Source organism: Streptomyces sp. NBC_01750 (assembly GCF_035918095.1).
In the GTDB taxonomy this organism is placed as follows: domain Bacteria; phylum Actinomycetota; class Actinomycetes; order Streptomycetales; family Streptomycetaceae; genus Streptomyces.
On record NZ_CP109137.1, the window covers coordinates 7,321,271 to 7,336,291 of the forward strand.

Sequence of the window (15,021 nt, forward strand, 5' to 3'; positions counted from 1 at the left end):
GGCGTCCGGAATCGGCTCGGTCACGGTGAGGTGGGCGATGGCATCGGTGCTGGGTGCCCGGGAGCAGGCCGGCGAAGTGCCGGCGCCCTCTTCGTCGTTGGTATCCGCTGGTGAGGTGGTCGGCGACGCCTTCGTTTCGGGGGCTTTGGCTTCACAGACGCGGTCGGCTGGGTCGGCGGGGCCCGCTCGGCCGGGTTCGGTGGTGCCGTCGTGGCGTTCGGGGGCTGGACGCGGGCATCCTGGCCTTCGATCACCAGCCGACCCTGGCGGTTTTGGCGGAGCATCACCGCGAGGGCGGGTCCGGGCTGATCTGTCGGCAGATCGCCGCGGCGATGGGCCTGGAGCTGACCCCGGCGAGGATCGAAGGGGTGGTGCGCTCGCGGGCCCGTCGGCCGGCCGAGCGGGGCCGGCCGGTCAAGGAGCGGTCGGGGGCCTACCGGCTCGCGCCCGGCCCGGCCGCCGCGTCATGACCATCGTCATCGACCAGGTGATCATCGCTTCGGCGGTGTCGGGGAGCGTCTCGTAGTCCCGGGACAACCGCCGGGTGCGCAACAGCCAGGCAAAGGGTCGCTCCACACGCCACCGCCTCGGCGGAACGTTGAATCCGCGGGTGTCATCGGCGCGTTTGGCGATCTGCGGCACCGGCTGCCACGACCGCCGGGCCATCTCCTCCAGGGCGCCGGAGTGGGCGCCGTCGGTCGGCGGGTTGCAGCTGGGCGTAGCCGGCCGCGTAGGCATCGCAGATCTCGTGTACGCGGGGCCGGTGACGTCGCGTCGACCATCGTTCCAACCCCAGGTCAGGAATCCGGTTCGTCCACTGTGGACTTCGCGCGGCGGCGCGGCAGACTGAGCCGGGCGGCCAGCAGCCCGGCCGCGCCGATCAGGGTCCACAGCGCCCATGGGCCGATCGCGTACACGGCGCCGCCGATGAGCGGTCCGGCGCCCGTACCGGTCGTGTACGCGGCGCCGTGCAACCCCTGGTAGCGCCCGACCATCCGCGGCGGTGTCAGACTTCCCAGGTAGGCCATGGCGACTGAGCTGGTCATCATCTCGCCGAGCGTCCATATCAGCACCGTCGCCGCCAGCAGGACCATGCTGGCCGTGAACCCGGTCAGCGCGAGACCGACACCGGTGATCAGGTTGCCGATGGCCAGTACGTACTCCGGCCGGTACCGGGAGACCGCGCCGGTGATGGGCAGCTCAAGGGCCAACACCAGCAGACCGTTGAGCCCGATGAGGAGACCGAAGTCGCGTTCGCTCAGACCCACGTCGCTGACGTGCAGGGGCAGGCCGACTGTGGACTGGATGTAGACGAACTCGGCGACCACGGTCATCAGCAGGAATCGCACCAGGGTGCGGTCTGCGAACGCCTGCCGGTATCCCACCGCCCGGTCCGCCTTTGTGTCCGCGTGGCCGGACCGCGGCTGGGGCGCATCTCGCAGCAGCATCGCCACGACCACGCCGAAGAGCAGGCACGCGGCGGCATTGCCCAGGAAGAGCTCCGTGTAGGAGGTGCTGGCCAGCACACCGCCGATGACGCCGCCCAGGGCGGCGCCCACGTTCATCGCGAACCGGAACACCCCGAAGGCGGCCAGCCGTCGCTGGTTGGTATCCACGGCGTCGAGCAGCACGGCGGCGGCGGCCGGCCGGTAGATCTGCGACGTCACGCCGATGAGACCGACCACCGCGACGATGAGCGGGAGCGGCCCGAGGGACGGCACGACCGCCGTCAGCCCGGCGGTGGTCACCGCGGACAGCACGATGGTCCATCGCCGGCCGATCTTGTCGGCGAGGTGGCCACCGACGGCGTTGCCGAGCACCTTGCCCACCCCGGACACACCCAGCACCAACCCCGCGGCACCGGCGGAGTAGCCGCGCTCGGTCAGGTAGAGCACGATGAACACGGGCAGGAAGTTGCCGACCTGGTTGACCAGGATGCCGAGACTGATGATCCACACCCGGCCGGGCAGGCTGCGCAGCGCGTCGCGGAATCGCTGCTCGTCGACCTCCGGCGGCGCGGTGCTCACGCGACGGGCTCGGTGCGTACGTGGATCGCCGCGGCCAGCCGCCTGCTGTGGGCGATCGCTTCGGTCGCGGTGGCGCCGCGGGCGATGACGTGACCGACCTTGTCCTCGTTCCAGGTCAGCGGTGGTACGTCGTCGCCCGGCTGTACCTCCAACTGGAGGTCGACGAACGCCGGGTCCGCGCGCACGGCGTCGACGCCGGTCACCTCCACGACCCGTCCGGGCTGCGGCGTGAGGAACCGGACGGCCGCTCCGCCCCGAGGCTCGGGCGACATGGTCAGCGGCTCCACCACGCCGAACCCGGCGCCCAGCGCGTAGCGCTCCATGTCGACGCCGTAGGCGATCTCGGCCAGTTCGTTGATCCGGTCACCGCCGATGCGGTTGTGCGACTCGACGATCCGCGGGCCGCGCGAGGTCAGTTTGACCTCGGTATGCCCTGGACCGTTGCGCAGCCCCACCGCGTCGAGGAAGTCCGTCACCAACCGCGTGACCTCGCGCAGTGTCTCGGCCGAGCAGCCGCTGGGCTGCGAATGTCCGATCTCGACGAAACCGGGGCCGACGCACTCCTTGTCGGTCACCGCGACGACCACATGCCGGCCGTCGAAGGTCAGGGTCTCCACGCTGATCTCCGGACCGTCCAGGAACTCCTCCATGAGGAACTCGTCGAAGGAATCGGCACAGGACAGGTCCTTGGCGGCCCAATGCCCGTCGTCAAGGGATCGGAACCGTTCGGCGACTACGTCCACGTCGGCTCGGTCGCGGATGCAGAACACCCCCAGGCTGCCCGATTCGCGGATCGGCTTGACGATGATCGGGAGCCCGTGCTCCGATACGAACTCCCGAACGTCCTGCGCGGAACGGCCGACCGCGGAGGCCACCGGGCTGATGCCCTTCGCGGCCAGGTGCCGGCGCATCCGCCACTTGTCCAGCAGCAGCTCCACGGTGGCGACGGACTCGCCGCCGAGGCCGAGCGCCTCGTTGATCCGCGCCGTCGGCAGCAGCCCGAGTTCGAACAGCGACACGGCGGCCTGGAACGGGTACGCCTCGTGCAACACCCGGACCAGCGGCAGGAGCCGGTCGGTGTCGCCGTAGTCGAGCAGCAACGCCTGATCGACGTAGGGCCAGTGGCCGCGGCCATACTCGTCCGGGTACTGGGCGTGAACCACGTCCAGGCCGAGCTCCCGGGCCTTGCGCACGTGCTCGACCTTGCCGCCGATGACCAGGACGCGAGGCCGTCCGGTGGCGACCGCCGAGGACTGTCGGCCGGTGGGTACGACATCGTCGGACAACGTGGCTCCCTCTCTCACGATCAGTTCCCCCTTCCGTGCGGTGGGACGGCGCATCACGCTACGACGGGTTCCGGACAATCTGCTTCCGGTATAGGAAGTGACCACCTAATCTGCTCGGGTGCCGACCGATCTCAGCCCCACCGCACGGGCCCTGCGCACCATGGAAATCCTCCAGACCCGCCCCGGCGCGACGGCGGACGAGCTCGCCGCGTCCCTGGGTGTCACGGAGCGGGCCGCGCGCCGGTACATCGGGATCCTCCGGGAGGCGGGCATCCCGGTCGAGTCGACCCGAGGCCCGTACGGCGGGTACCGGCTGGGACGCGGGACGAGGCTGCCGCCGGTGGTCTTCACGGAACCGGAGGCACTGGGGTTGGTCATGGCGGCGCTCGACGACGCCGACGAGCTCGTGGCAAGTGCGCTGAGCAAGGTCATCCGAGCGCTGCCGGAGAACATCGGACGGCAGGCGGCGACGCTGCGCGACCATGCGTCGGCTGCGCCCGACCCGTACTCGGCTCGGCCTGATCCGGCCACCACCAGCGCACTGGTCGCGGCGTCCGCGTTCCGACGGAGCGTGCGGGTGGCGTATCGGAGCGAGTCGGGGAAGGAGTCGGAGGGAGAGGTGGACCCCTGGGCGGTGGTCGTCCGCCACGGGCGCTGGTACCTCCTGTGCCGCTCGCATCGCGCGGACGCGATCCGCACGTACCGGGTCGACCGGATCGGCGCGGTCCATCAGACGACCCGCGCGTTCGACCCGCCCGACGACCTCGACCCGGTGGCGGCGCTGGAGGAGAACCTGGGCACGGGCTGGGAGTACCCCACCCGCGTGGTGTTCGACGCGCCCCTGTCCGAGGTGGCGCGGTGGGTCAGGCCCCCCATGGGACGACTGGAGGCGTCGGGCGACGGGTGCGTACTGGTCGGCAGTACGAGCACTCCGGCGATGTACGCGGAGGAGTGGCTGGCGAGGATTCCGTTCGGGTTCCGCGTCGAGGGCGGGCCGGAGCTCCGGGCCGCGGTGGCGGCGGTGGCGGCGCGCTTCACGGCGGCGGTGGAGTCCTAGAGGCCGTCGTCCGCCTGTTGGCTTCGTCGAGCCGAAAATAGTAGCCACGTACATAGTATCTATGTACTGTTTCACTCATGAGTGATTCCGCATCCGAGAGCCCGACGCCCGGCTTCCTGGTCTGGCGCCTGTCGATGAAATGGCGGGCGGCTGTCGACCGGGCCGTCGGACCGCTGGGTCTGACGCACGCGCAGTACTCACTGCTGGCGTCACTGCTCGGTATGCAGCGGTCCGGACTACGGCCCAGCCAGCGCGAACTCGCCGACCACACCGGCCTCGAAGCGCTCTATGTCTCCAAGCTGGCCCGGACCCTGGAGGCCGCCGGTCTCATCGAGCGCGCCCCGGACCCCGCCGACACGCGGGCGGTCCGGCTGTCGCTCACCACCCATGGGCGCGAGGTCACGCGACGCGCCATCGCCATCGTCCACCAGCTCCTCGGCCGGCTCCTGGCGCCCCTGGGCGGGCTGGACGGCCGGCGGGCCGAAGTCTTCTCCCGCGAACTCGCGATCCTGCTCGACACACCACTCGACGTTCCGACCGAGGAGTAGCCATGTCCACCACCCCGCCCCTCAACGGCCAGGTCATAGGCCAGGCGCACTACGCCACCCGGGCCGTCCTGGAACGCCTGGTGGCCGGCACCGGCGCCACGTTCCATCAGGTGGTGGCACTCAACGCCACCGCGGACAGCGGTTCCGTCATGGACCGTGACCGGCTCGTCCTCCGGATGACAAGCACCTTGAAGATCGACGAATCGGTGGCGCTGGCGACGATCGCCGACCTGACGGCCTCCAAGCTGGTGGAGACGCTGCCGGGAAACGAGTCCCGTATCTGCCTCACGGACGCGGGCCGGGCACTGCAGGGCCGGATCAGCACCGCCACCGCCGGGATCACCGAGCGGCTGTACGGCGGCCTCCCGGCCGAAGACCTGGCGGCGGCAAGCCGCGTACTGACCGCGGTCACCGCCCGGGCCAACGCCGAACTGGACTGCGCCCAGGCACCGTCGGCCTGACCAGCGGCTCCAGCATGGCACTCCACCACCCCGTATCCGCAGGTAGCCAGTAGCCGAACGAAAACCCCACAACCTCGTCGGCGTCCCGCGCCAGGATGAGCCGGAATCCGTCCCGCGTCGCCCGCCGCCGGGCACGCACGAGGAAATCGGCGACATCCTGGGGGCCTTCGCGGTACGGCGGCTCCGCATAGACCTCTTGGTAGGCAGGCACAACCACATCCAGCTGCCCTACTGCCTCTTCGGACCGGCCGATCGGCTCGAACGTCACACCCATCATCCGCCCCTCCCGCCGAGCACATGCACGGGCGACTTCCGGCAGTCTTTCCGGGCAAGATCACGAGGTCAACTCACGGGAAGGCCTGGAGAGCCGGTCCGGAGACGCATGTGCGCGGCGGCACAGGCAACGGCCCGGCCCGCGGGCCGGGCCGTTGCCTGTGAGCGGCGGGAGCGGTCGCCGGCTGCGCATCCTAAAGGCTGATCGCCGCTTGCATCGTGGTTATGGCATGAGCCATCCGCACCTTGCACACGATCAGTAGCGTCATCGTCGCAGTCCGTCGGCAGCCGCAGGAGCGAACTGCCGTCCACCCATGCAGTCTGACGAGGAGTGAGTGCTGACGTGCCGAGTGTGGAGACCTCTCTCAAGGAAGCCATGACATCGATCGAGGGCAGTCTCGGGGCCGCCCTCGTGGACTACACCAGCGGGATGGCGCTGGGCACTCTCGGGGGCGGGAAGGACCTCGATCTGGCCGTCGCGGCGGCCGGCAACACCGATGTGATCCGGGCGAAGACGCGCACTATCGAACAACTCGGCCTCAAAGACGGGATCGAGGACGTCCTGATCACCCTGGGCACCCAGTACCACCTCATCCGCCTGCTCAAGAGTCGTGGCGGCAACGGTCTCTTCCTTTACCTCGTACTCGACAAGGCCAAGTCGAACCTGGCCATGGCCCGTCACCAACTGAAGCGCGTAGAGGCAGAGCTCGAGATCTAGGCACCGTCGGTCTCTCCCGCCTTCGTCTGCCCATGACTTGAAGATTTCTTCAAGTAGCCACATCCCGATGCGTTGAACCCCCTGGGAGTGCGGTACCGGGAGGCGGGAGGATCGACCCTGCGCTGCAACGCCCCCGGCGGCGGCAGCAGAGGCCTCGACATACGGCAGGCCGTCGAACCCAGCAGGAGCGTTCATATGCAGGTACCGCTGTACCAGGCCAAGGCGGAGTTCTTCCGCATGCTCGGACACCCCGTCCGCATACGCGTGCTGGAGTTGCTGCAGAACGGCCCCGTACCAGTGCGAGACCTGCTGGCCGAGATCGAGATCGAACCGTCGAACCTGTCCCAGCAGCTCGCGGTGCTGCGCCGCTCCGGCATCGTCGTATCCATCCGCGACGGCTCCACCGTCAGCTACGCCCTGGCCGGTGGCGATGTCGCGGAGCTACTCCGTGCGGCCCGCCGAATCCTCACCGAACTCATCGTCGGTCAGGACGAGTTGCTGGCCGAGTTGCGGCAGGCCGACGTGAGTCGGTGAACCGGCATGGCATCGCGAGAGCCCGGCCCGGTGGCCGCGGCAGGGCTCGGTCAGCGGTTGCTCGGGGCCGGGGACTGCTTGGGTTGGGTGGATGCGGGGCGGGACCAGGGGTGGTCGGGGGTGACGATGGAGGTGACTGCGTTTCCGATCACGGTGGACAGGTTCTTGCCCTTGTAGTCGGTGTCGGTGTTGATGAGTATCACCAGGGAGGCCTGCTCGGTGGGGAGCTGGGCGGCGATGGATTCGTAGCCGGGCAGGTCCCCGTTGTGGCCGAGCCAGCCGTTGAAGTTGAGGATGCCGAGGCCGTACGAGGCTCCGGGGATGCCGATCGAGAGTGTCCGGAGTCGTTCGGCCTGTGTCTTTCTGGTCAGTAGCCGGCCGTCCGCGAGCGCAGGGACCCAGGTGTGCAGGTCGTCGAGGTCGGAGATGATTCCCCCGGCGGCCCAGGCCCAGGAGGGGTTCCAGTTGGTGGCGTCGGCGATGGCGCCGGTCGGCGTGAAGTTGGTGTACCCATGGGCGTGCGGGTCGGGCATGGCGCTGTCGCCGGGCAGTGAGGTGTCGGTCAGTTTCAGCGGCGTGAACACGTGTTCCTGGAGGTAGTCGCCGAGGCTCTGCCCGCTGACCTTCTCGACCAGCATCCCGAGCAGGGTGGTGTTGGTGTTGCTGTATTCCCACTTGGCGCCGGGTTCGAAGGTCGGGGGATGTCTGAAGGCGATGTCCAGGAGCTGGCGCGGTGTGTAGGAGCGGTGCGGGTCGGAGCGCAGGGCCGCCAGCCACCTTTCGTCGTCGGTGTAGTTGAAGAGACCGCTGCGCATCTCGGCCAGCTGGCGCACGGTGATTACGTCCCCGCCGGGGACGCCGGAGACGTACTGAGAGATGGGGTCGTCGAGTCCGACCTTGCCCCGGTCGACGAGCTGGAGGACGCCGGTGACGGTGAAGGTCTTGGTGACGCTGCCGATCCGTGTGTAGAGGTCGGACTTCATGGGTGTGCCGGTCTGTTTGTCCGCGACGCCGAAGGACTTCTCGTACACACCGCAGCGGGGCATCCACAGGCCGATGTTGAGGCCTGGGATGCTGGTCTGCTTCATGATCTTCGTGATCGCCGCGTCCAGCTTCTGCACGGTGGCGGGATCGAAGCTCTGCCCTACCGAGGTGGTGGTGGACCGGTCGGGGCCGGTGCCTGCGCACAGGGCGGCGAGGAGGAGGGCCGCGGCGGCGGGTACGGTCGCCCGACGGGATCGACGCGCTCGGGTCGGGCGGTACCTGCCCATGGTCGGTCACCTCTGATCCCGCGTCAGACAAGCGGTCCCCGAGACCACCCCCGATGGGTGCTCCTCCCATCGTAGGAGCGCCCGACCCGTCGCGCGACCTGCGCCGTTCCCGCCGGATGGCCCCGGGCACGCATCACGGGTGGTCAGCCCTTCCAGGGGTGTCGGTGCAAATTCCCCAGATCCCCGGCGAGCGCGCGGGCGTCGGCTCTCTGCCGTGGTGTGGGAGCGGTGTCCTTGAAGACGAGGCGGCACAGAAGGGTGGTGGCGTCGTCGGGGTGGAGGCTTCCGAGGATCAGGGTCATGGTGCTGTCGGGCCAGCCCGTGGTGCGGCGGCTGATGGCCAGATGATGCCCCTGGTGTAGTGCGCCGATGTAGGGGGCGAGGTGGTCGGGGTCCTCGACGTCGTCGTAGACCAGCAACCAGTCCGGATGCCAGGCCAGCCACTGCATCGCCCACGCCACCTGCGCTGCACGCCCGTCTGTGACAGCCCAGTCGGGAACCAGGTCCCCGGTGAAGTCGGTGAACGGTGACTCGATCTCGTCGGGGGATGCAGCGTTGATCCACCAGATCAGGGTGTGTCGCCGCGGTGGCGATGGGCGTATCGCAGGGCGAGGGTGCTCTTACCAATCCCGCCCAGGCCGTGCACCGCTCCGCTCTGCGTGATCGCTCCCTCACCCCGGCCGTCCAGCACCCGTCGCAGCCGGGCCAGTTCCTCTTCACGTCCCAGACAGAGGGGGCCGGAGGCAGGTTCGAGATGCCTGGGGCCGCAGTGACCTTGTCCGGTGCGTACAACGCCTTGGCGGGCAGCACAACATTGCCTGTGGAGGCGTTGCCGATCTGCTGGGCCGCTATCGAGCGCGCTCCGACAGCCTCAAACCGCGGCCCGGACGCGGCGTCGTCAGTGCTCACGACCGGGGCAGGGTGTGGCCGTCACCAGTGATCGCGGTACCGATGTGCTGACCGGCGATCGATCGCTCACCGAAGCGGTGATGTCCACCGTGTCCGCGGCCGGGGCGGGCAGTACGCCGGCCAGTTCCTCCCGCAACTCGGGATCGTCCTCCAATGCACCCTTGAGCAGCCTGCTCAGCACAGCCGTCGTGTAGGCGTCGTCCTGTTCGTCGGCCGCTTCCCCCACCACTCGTTCCAGCTCGTCCCGGCCCGCCTTGTCCCCACGCCGCCACACCAACTGGAGGATCCGCTGCCCGAGACCCACCGTCGCGTCCGAGGCGGCGTCCTCCGCACGGGTCAGCACCGCCACCCCGTAAGCGCCCACCGCAGCCCAGACGACACCACCCGCCCGACCTGTTTGGTGTATAGCTCAACCATGCGGTCTTCGGGGAGATAGCGGCGGGTGAAGGCGATCCTTCGTCGCTCATCTCGAACGGCACGGCGGTGGTCAGTCGCTCCAACACGGCCAGGTTGGGGCAGGGGTTCGCCTCCACGGATCCCGTGCGGCCCATGGGCGGGATACCGACCGCTACAAGCCTCTGGTGTCCTGCCCGGAGGTCACTCAGGTATTGGCTTCACAGGGCCGGGCCGCACCTTTACGATGCGACCCCGCCCCGTAGGCGTAGAGCTTGCCCGGAATCAGGACTTGGTCTCGTCGCTGCAGTACCAGTCGCCGTAGCGGCTGCCACCGCTGTAGCGGGCCTCGCACACGCGCACAGTGATGTTCTCGGTGATGTCGTAGTTGCACTGGCGGATCTCGGTGCCGTTGTCGCCGATGCTGGTGGTGTCGTAGCAACCAGTGCGCAGGTCCTGCCAGGTGTACCCGTCGCAGCCGACGTTGGCGCATACCCGCTGCTGGATCTTGCCGTACACCGCGTAGCCGTCGGCGGAGTGGTCGGTGATGTAGAGCCAGTCACCGTCCGGGTAGAACGTCGAAGTGCCCCAGCTCTTGCTGACGGACACGTTGAGCCCGCTCGCGGAGGCGGAACCTTCCATCCCGGCGACCATGATCGCGCTCGCCGCCAGGGCCAGACCGACCTGTGCCAGTCTCTTGAGCTTCATAAAGAGTTTCCCGTCGTGCCGGTGTTCGATTGAAGTGAGATGACACAGCACTCATGATCGGAACGTCAACTTGTTTTGCATGGCGGCGAGTTGAGGTCCTCCGGGTGACGCCGAGCAGATCGAAGGCGGGTGGTACACAGCCCCGTACTGCCGGGTCCGGTCCGGTCCTCACTGCCATCCAGGACCTGCACGCCGACGGACGCCAGTGCATGTCCTGCCCCGCCTCCGCCGGCCATCTCCAGTGACCTCTGAGAGGGTGTCCTCGCCGGTGGCACTCTGTTCGCCGCGGGCGTCGGCGCTCTCGCCTCGCGCCGGCAGCCGCCGCAGCTGCCCGTGAAGTTCGTCGTCGACGCCAATCTGCTCTGGGCCGTCCTCAGCGTCGCCGCTCTCGTGCTGTGGTTGGAGCCGAGCGCCGCAGGTGCCGTCTGGATCCCCGTGCAGGCGATCACCGTCGCCGGTTTCGCCGTGCTGCAGTGGTCCGCGCCGCGCGCCGCCACTACGGCGTGAGCGACTGCAGGTACTTGACCGTCGCCGGGTCGGCCGGGAGGAACGTCTCGATCGCCAGCTCGGCGACGGTCACATCCATCGGTGTGTTGAAGGTGGAGACGGACGAGACGAAGGACAGCACCCGGCCCTCGTGCTCGATCTGCAGCGGAAGTGCGAAGTACGGGTACGGCGCCGGGTCCGCCATGTCGCCGGGGTCGCCGCCGGTCTCCGGAAACGGATACGCGGCGACCTCGTCGTACAGCTCGCGCAACGGCTCGGAGCGGACCAGGGCGATCTGGCGTTCCATCTGGGCCAGCAGATGACCGCGCCACTCCCGCAGATTGCGGATACGCGGGGCCAGTCCCTCGGGGTGCAGCGTGATCCGCATGGCGTTGAGAGGGGGCGTCAGCAGGCGCTCCGGCAGGCCCTCCAGCAGCATCGCGATACCGCGGTTCGCGGCGACCACGGTGTAGACGCCGTCGACGACGGTGGCCGGATATGGCTCATAGCCCTGCAGCAGCCGCTCCATTCCCTCGCGCAGTGCCCCCATCGCCGGATCATCGAGGGGCGTCTCGGCGTACCGCGGCGCGTATCCGGCCGCCAGCAGTAGCGCGTTGCGTTCCCGAACGGGGACCTCGAGGTGCTCCGCCAGGCGCAGGATCATGTCCTCGCTCGGGCGGGAGCGGCCCGTCTCGATGAAGCTGATGTGGCGGGCCGAGGAGTCGGCGCGCAGTGCCAGTTCCAGCTGGCTCACCCGGCGCCGCTCGCGCCAGCCGCGCAGCAGCGGCCCTACTCCCGTGCCGGACCCGACTGTTGTCATACCCAGACCGTAGTACGGCCCTGTCCGCATGATGCGGCCTCAGCCACGCGCCTCGCGGCGGGCGCCGGTCGCGCGCATCAGAAGCCCCGGCCGGAGCGGGGGTCTCCGGCCGGGGCAGCCCAGGGGGTGGGTGTGCATGGCGGTCGCCTCCCGGCGAATCGCTTCACAGGGGCTTCAGTCGAACGACCGTTCCTGTGAGCACATGGTGAGGTACGGGGGCGCCGTCCCCTCCACACCCACATGTAGATGAACGGTAAACCATCGCTGGCTGTTCCGTCGCATCGCTCCCCCATCCGCTGTGATCTGCGTGACCTCCCGCTACTGGCCGCCGCCCCGCGGAACCACCGTGGCGAGTACCGACGGCAGCGGATACCAGTCGGCCGAGACCACGCTCGCATGGCGGCCCGCCAGCAGCCCGACGCGGTCCCGGGCCTGCGTCTCGGTCGGATTCGTGTCGTCGATCGCGGGCGCCACGCTGTGCGCGCTCGTCATCACGACCAGGTAGTGGTTCCGGTCGTACCAGGCGGTGTCGACCGAGCCGCCCGCATACGTGCCGGCGTCCCCGTCGAAGAGGACGAACCAGGGGCGGATGCGGGCGTCGGCGTACCGGGTGCGGGGGTCGCCGGCGGCCGCGCCGTGCACCGCCGGGAACGCGCCCGCCTCGCGCAGTCGGCCCGCCGCCGCGAGATCGCGCAGATGGGTGGCGTACTCGCGGTCGGTCCACAGCGAGTCGGCGGGGTTGCCCTCCTCGACCGTGCCGGGGATGAGCTCGATGACGAACTTGCCCGCGAGCGCCGAACGGGCGGGCCAGCCGTCCGTCCGTACCGCCGTGTCGAGCTCCGGGCGGCCGCCCGCCAGGTCGGCAGGACGGAACAGGGCGTCGCCGAGCCGCGCGGAGAGCAGCGCGTCGAGCGCGGCGGGGCCGCGTCCGTTGTTGGCCTGGAAGCCGTCCTTCATCTCCATCTTGATGAGTACGGGACGGTGGCCGGGGTGGGCGTCGTGCCACGCTTTCATGTCCGCGAGGCAACCGCCGAGGTCCTGGTTCCTGGACTTGGTGCGCAGCTCCGCCGCGCGCGCCGCGTTCACGCAGTTGTTGTTGTTGCCCAGGGGGTTGCTGTGCGAGACGCGCCACGATCTGCCGAACACATTGGTCCACACATCGATTTCGAGCATCCCGGCGCCGGAGTCGAGTGCATCCGCGAAGTACGGGTACTTCGCCTTCTCGTAGGCGTTGTGCACGCCGACCCAGGTGGCGGAGGAGTAGGGCAGCTGCCCCGGGTCCGCCGACTTGGGCGTGGACGCCTCCGCCGGAGCGAGTGCGCCGGCGAGCAGCCCGGCCGCGACTGTGGTCGTCACGGCCGCGCGTGAGAGCTTCCCCATGGGTCCCCTGTCTTTACGTCGATTGCATCGGATCGATCAAATCGACGGAAGATTAAGGGACTTGAGTGAACCGTGGGGAGACGGTACTCGGCCGTTACCGTTTTTGCAGGAACTCGTCCAGAATTCCCGGTGCCGTCGTCGCCGCGAAGGCGGGCGCCTCGTCGGCAGCCAAGTCCCTTACGTGGTAGCCGTGTTCACCTGCGGCCACCGCCGCGGTGAGTGTGACGAGGCCGGCCCGCCGGGCGAAGGGTGAGCTGGAGAAGGTCCACGCCGCGATCGCGTCACGTTCCAGCGCGAGCGTGTCGCGGCTGAACGTACCGGCCCGGACCAGGAGATGAGGGCCGTGCAGCGCATGGCCGAGACTGCGGTACGCGTCCCGGGCGAGCAGCCACACCATCGGCGCCGCGACCAGCGCGAAGATCCAGGCGCAGTGCAGGAGGACGGGCGCGAGCAGTGCCCCGAGGGCGAGCAGCGCGGCCGTCACCGGGAGTACGAGGAAAAGGAGGCCGCGCATCATCCTGCGTCGCAGAGCGGCCCGTGGATGCGCGGTCAACGGCACGGACTCGAAAGGGTGCTGGGGCATGCGGAGCGCACCGGCGGTGACCCGCAGCGCCTCGTCGCGCGGTGCGGGCGGGAGGAGGGCGCTGCGCCTGCGGGTCTCCTCCTTGTCCCCGAGCCCGCCGGCGACCACCGAGGCAGTCGCCCCGCCGGCGGCCCGCAGGAGCAGCGGCTCACGGAGCAGTACGCCATGGAGCCTGGCCCGTTCGACGGTCACCGCCCGGGTGGTCAGCAGTCCGCGCCGTACGGTCAGTGTGCGCGCATCGGTCCATACGGCGGAGAAACCCCACCAGTTCTCGACGTAGAGCGCGAGCGCGCCGATCGAGCCGAGGGCGATCACGGCGAACAGGGCGGCCGGGACCGTCAGCCACAGCGCGCTGCTGCCGAACTCCGCGAACGAGTCCTGGACGAGGCCCACCCGCCACAGCTCGATGCCCATGCCGTCGAAGACGCGGTACACGCTGCCGAAGGCGATGCCCACGCCGCCGATCACCCAGAACGTGAGCGGCGCGTAGCGCAGCCAGCGCAGGTCGATGCGGGCGAGCACCGGGTCCTCGGCCAGCGCGTGAACGTCGGCGCGCGCGAGCAGTGCGGTACGCAGCCGGTGCGCGTCGCGGACCGTCAACGCGTCGAGGGCGATCTCGCCGCGGCCGTCGCCCGAGGTGGTGGCGCCGGCCCTGACGACCGTGAGACCGAGCAGCCGGTGGAGCGGTGTGGCGGTCAGATCAACGCTGCGGACGCGGTGCAACGGGACGGTGCGCCGTCGCCTGTTCAGCACTCCGCTCCGTAGCGTGAAGGAGTCGGCGGTGACCTGATAGTGCGTACGGGACCAGCGGATCAGGCCGGTGGCGGTGATGACGGCGAACGAGACGGCGAGAGCGGCGAGGGTGATCCAGCCGCTCGCCGGGATGCGTCCGCCGGTGGCGAGCGCGGTGAGCGCGAGCGAGCCGAGCGGCGGGGCCAGCCAGCCGCAGTGCACGAGAAGGGTGCGCGGGTCGGGCCGGTGCCATGCGGCGGCAGCCCCGGTGAGAGTGGTCATGCCGCGTCTCCCGGCGCTGTCCGGGCGGCTTCGCCGATGCGCCGGGACAGCTCCTCGGCATCGGCGTCGGACAGTCCCGCGATCTTGATGTTGCCCGCGGTGGAGGCGGTGGTGACGGTGAGCGTCGCGAGCCCGTACCACCGCTGGACCGGGCCGCGCAGGGTGTCCACGGTCTGCACGCGGGAGAGCGGAGCGATCCTGCGCTGCTGCCAGAACCAACCGCCGGCCGCGTAGACGGAGTGGGTGCCGAGCTCCCAGGCGTGCACGGCGTAGCGGCGGCGCGGCATGAGGACCGGATAGCCGAGCGCCGGAGCGACGAGCGTGACCAGCAGGAGGGGAGCGAGCCAGGGGAGCGCGCCGGCGAAGAAGAGGGCGGAGAGCAGCACGAGCGTGAGGGCCGTCAGCAGCATCGGCCCGCTCACCAGGAGGAGCGCCTGGACTGTCCACCAGCGCCGGGCTCGGGGGTCGACCCGGTGACGGGGCGGCCGCAGCTGCGGGGCGGGGTGGAGGGGCATGGAGCCGTCACCGCTTTTCAAGTCAACTGTATTGGACG

The 15,021-nt window shown here is 69.6% G+C and carries 19 protein-coding genes; 7 read left to right on the forward strand and 12 right to left on the reverse strand.

Annotation, left to right across the window (positions count from 1 at the left end; all coding sequences use genetic code 11):
* Window positions 1-272: 272 nt before the first annotated feature.
* The gene (locus OG966_RS33030; protein ID WP_326653696.1) at window positions 273-470 is read left to right on the forward strand and encodes a hypothetical protein; all 198 of its coding nucleotides are present in this window, start codon (window positions 273-275) and stop codon (window positions 468-470) included.
* Here the strand turns inward: OG966_RS33030 and OG966_RS40980 are convergent.
* Genes OG966_RS40980 through OG966_RS33040 form a run of 3 tightly spaced genes read right to left on the reverse strand, consistent with a single transcriptional unit; the run spans window position 415 to window position 3,313 of the window.
* A complete protein-coding gene (locus tag OG966_RS40980) occupies window positions 415-900 on the reverse strand; it encodes a transposase (protein ID WP_442806775.1) in 486 nt (161 codons plus the stop codon). The two genes, OG966_RS33030 and OG966_RS40980, sit on opposite strands and share 56 nt — an antisense overlap.
* Complete coding sequence (locus OG966_RS33035) at window positions 798-2,027, reverse strand: MFS transporter (RefSeq protein WP_326653697.1); 1,230 nt, start codon at window positions 2,025-2,027, stop codon at window positions 798-800. The genes OG966_RS40980 and OG966_RS33035 overlap by 103 nt, the downstream gene beginning before the upstream one ends.
* Window positions 2,024-3,313 carry an ATP-grasp domain-containing protein gene (locus OG966_RS33040; protein WP_326653698.1) on the reverse strand — a complete coding sequence of 430 codons (1,290 nt, stop codon included), beginning with the start codon at window positions 3,311-3,313 and terminating at the stop codon, window positions 2,024-2,026. The genes OG966_RS33035 and OG966_RS33040 overlap by 4 nt, the downstream gene beginning before the upstream one ends.
* Before the next feature lie 118 nt (window positions 3,314-3,431).
* Between OG966_RS33040 and OG966_RS33045 the strand changes: the two genes are divergently transcribed.
* The 3 genes from OG966_RS33045 (at window position 3,432) to OG966_RS33055 (ending at window position 5,379) form a co-directional block, all read left to right on the forward strand.
* Window positions 3,432-4,370: a helix-turn-helix transcriptional regulator gene (locus OG966_RS33045; protein ID WP_326653699.1), complete on the forward strand. Its 939-nt coding sequence runs from the start codon at window positions 3,432-3,434 to the stop codon at window positions 4,368-4,370.
* Between the two features lie 77 nt (window positions 4,371-4,447).
* Window positions 4,448-4,918 (forward strand): MarR family winged helix-turn-helix transcriptional regulator, encoded by a 471-nt coding sequence (locus OG966_RS33050; protein ID WP_326653700.1) that lies wholly within the window; start codon window positions 4,448-4,450, stop codon window positions 4,916-4,918.
* A gap of 2 nt (window positions 4,919-4,920) precedes the next feature.
* Window positions 4,921-5,379 (forward strand): hypothetical protein, encoded by a 459-nt coding sequence (locus OG966_RS33055; RefSeq protein WP_326653701.1) that lies wholly within the window; start codon window positions 4,921-4,923, stop codon window positions 5,377-5,379.
* Here OG966_RS33055 and OG966_RS40985 read toward each other — a convergent pair.
* Window positions 5,327-5,698, reverse strand: a complete 372-nt coding sequence (locus tag OG966_RS40985; protein WP_406733695.1) for a GNAT family N-acetyltransferase — start codon at window positions 5,696-5,698, stop codon at window positions 5,327-5,329. The two genes, OG966_RS33055 and OG966_RS40985, sit on opposite strands and share 53 nt — an antisense overlap.
* Before the next feature lie 297 nt (window positions 5,699-5,995).
* On the opposite strand from OG966_RS40985, the gene OG966_RS33060 reads away from it, so the two are divergent.
* Both OG966_RS33060 and OG966_RS33065 read left to right on the forward strand, forming a co-directional pair.
* Window positions 5,996-6,370: a hypothetical protein gene (locus OG966_RS33060; RefSeq protein ID WP_326653702.1), complete on the forward strand. Its 375-nt coding sequence runs from the start codon at window positions 5,996-5,998 to the stop codon at window positions 6,368-6,370.
* Window positions 6,371-6,565: 195 nt separating this feature from the next.
* Entirely contained in the window at window positions 6,566-6,904 is a 339-nt protein-coding gene (locus tag OG966_RS33065; RefSeq protein WP_326653703.1) for an ArsR/SmtB family transcription factor, read from the forward strand.
* A gap of 50 nt (window positions 6,905-6,954) precedes the next feature.
* Here OG966_RS33065 and OG966_RS33070 read toward each other — a convergent pair whose 3' ends face one another.
* The 4 genes from OG966_RS33070 to OG966_RS33085 all read right to left on the reverse strand — a co-directional run bounded on the left by OG966_RS33070 (window position 6,955) and on the right by OG966_RS33085 (window position 10,185).
* The gene (locus tag OG966_RS33070) at window positions 6,955-8,175 is read right to left on the reverse strand and encodes a serine hydrolase domain-containing protein (RefSeq protein ID WP_326653704.1); all 1,221 of its coding nucleotides are present in this window, start codon (window positions 8,173-8,175) and stop codon (window positions 6,955-6,957) included.
* A gap of 143 nt (window positions 8,176-8,318) precedes the next feature.
* A complete protein-coding gene (locus tag OG966_RS33075) occupies window positions 8,319-8,624 on the reverse strand; it encodes a hypothetical protein (protein ID WP_326653705.1) in 306 nt (101 codons plus the stop codon).
* A 449-nt stretch (window positions 8,625-9,073) separates the two neighbouring features.
* Window positions 9,074-9,427 (reverse strand): hypothetical protein, encoded by a 354-nt coding sequence (locus tag OG966_RS33080; protein WP_326653707.1) that lies wholly within the window; start codon window positions 9,425-9,427, stop codon window positions 9,074-9,076.
* A gap of 335 nt (window positions 9,428-9,762) precedes the next feature.
* Entirely contained in the window at window positions 9,763-10,185 is a 423-nt protein-coding gene (locus OG966_RS33085; protein ID WP_326653708.1) for a hypothetical protein, read from the reverse strand.
* Window positions 10,186-10,518: 333 nt separating this feature from the next.
* On the opposite strand from OG966_RS33085, the gene OG966_RS33090 reads away from it, so the two are divergent.
* Entirely contained in the window at window positions 10,519-10,692 is a 174-nt protein-coding gene (locus tag OG966_RS33090; protein ID WP_326653710.1) for a hypothetical protein, read from the forward strand.
* Here the strand turns inward: OG966_RS33090 and OG966_RS33095 are convergent.
* From OG966_RS33095 to OG966_RS33110, 4 genes are all read right to left on the reverse strand, one after another.
* The gene (locus OG966_RS33095; protein ID WP_326653711.1) at window positions 10,682-11,491 is read right to left on the reverse strand and encodes a helix-turn-helix domain-containing protein; all 810 of its coding nucleotides are present in this window, start codon (window positions 11,489-11,491) and stop codon (window positions 10,682-10,684) included. The genes OG966_RS33090 and OG966_RS33095 overlap by 11 nt on opposite strands.
* Window positions 11,492-11,809: 318 nt before the next feature.
* Window positions 11,810-12,871 (reverse strand): phosphatidylinositol-specific phospholipase C domain-containing protein, encoded by a 1,062-nt coding sequence (locus OG966_RS33100; protein WP_326653712.1) that lies wholly within the window; start codon window positions 12,869-12,871, stop codon window positions 11,810-11,812.
* A gap of 94 nt (window positions 12,872-12,965) precedes the next feature.
* Window positions 12,966-14,468, reverse strand: coding sequence for a PH domain-containing protein (locus OG966_RS33105; RefSeq protein ID WP_326653714.1), 1,503 nt, complete (start codon window positions 14,466-14,468; stop codon window positions 12,966-12,968).
* The gene (locus OG966_RS33110) at window positions 14,465-14,983 is read right to left on the reverse strand and encodes a PH domain-containing protein (RefSeq protein ID WP_326653715.1); all 519 of its coding nucleotides are present in this window, start codon (window positions 14,981-14,983) and stop codon (window positions 14,465-14,467) included. Before OG966_RS33110 ends, OG966_RS33105 begins: the two co-directional genes overlap by 4 nt.
* Window positions 14,984-15,021: the final 38 nt, after the last annotated feature.

Excerpts from the sequence above, each read along its gene's own strand:
- OG966_RS40980 (WP_442806775.1), bottom strand. The coding sequence starts at position 900 with ATGGGCGCTGTGGACCCTGATCGGCGCGGCCGGGCTGCTGGCCGCCCG.
- OG966_RS33050 (WP_326653700.1), top strand. The coding sequence starts at position 4,448 with ATGAGTGATTCCGCATCCGAGAGCCCGACGCCCGGCTTCCTGGTCTGG.
- OG966_RS33055 (WP_326653701.1), top strand. The coding sequence starts at position 4,921 with ATGTCCACCACCCCGCCCCTCAACGGCCAGGTCATAGGCCAGGCGCAC.
- OG966_RS33065 (WP_326653703.1), top strand. The coding sequence starts at position 6,566 with ATGCAGGTACCGCTGTACCAGGCCAAGGCGGAGTTCTTCCGCATGCTC.
- OG966_RS33070 (WP_326653704.1), bottom strand. The coding sequence starts at position 8,175 with ATGGGCAGGTACCGCCCGACCCGAGCGCGTCGATCCCGTCGGGCGACC.
- OG966_RS33075 (WP_326653705.1), bottom strand. The coding sequence starts at position 8,624 with ATGCAGTGGCTGGCCTGGCATCCGGACTGGTTGCTGGTCTACGACGAC.
- OG966_RS33085 (WP_326653708.1), bottom strand. The coding sequence starts at position 10,185 with ATGAAGCTCAAGAGACTGGCACAGGTCGGTCTGGCCCTGGCGGCGAGC.
- OG966_RS33095 (WP_326653711.1), bottom strand. The coding sequence starts at position 11,491 with ATGACAACAGTCGGGTCCGGCACGGGAGTAGGGCCGCTGCTGCGCGGC.
- OG966_RS33100 (WP_326653712.1), bottom strand. The coding sequence starts at position 12,871 with ATGGGGAAGCTCTCACGCGCGGCCGTGACGACCACAGTCGCGGCCGGG.
- OG966_RS33105 (WP_326653714.1), bottom strand. The coding sequence starts at position 14,468 with ATGACCACTCTCACCGGGGCTGCCGCCGCATGGCACCGGCCCGACCCG.
- OG966_RS33110 (WP_326653715.1), bottom strand. The coding sequence starts at position 14,983 with ATGCCCCTCCACCCCGCCCCGCAGCTGCGGCCGCCCCGTCACCGGGTC.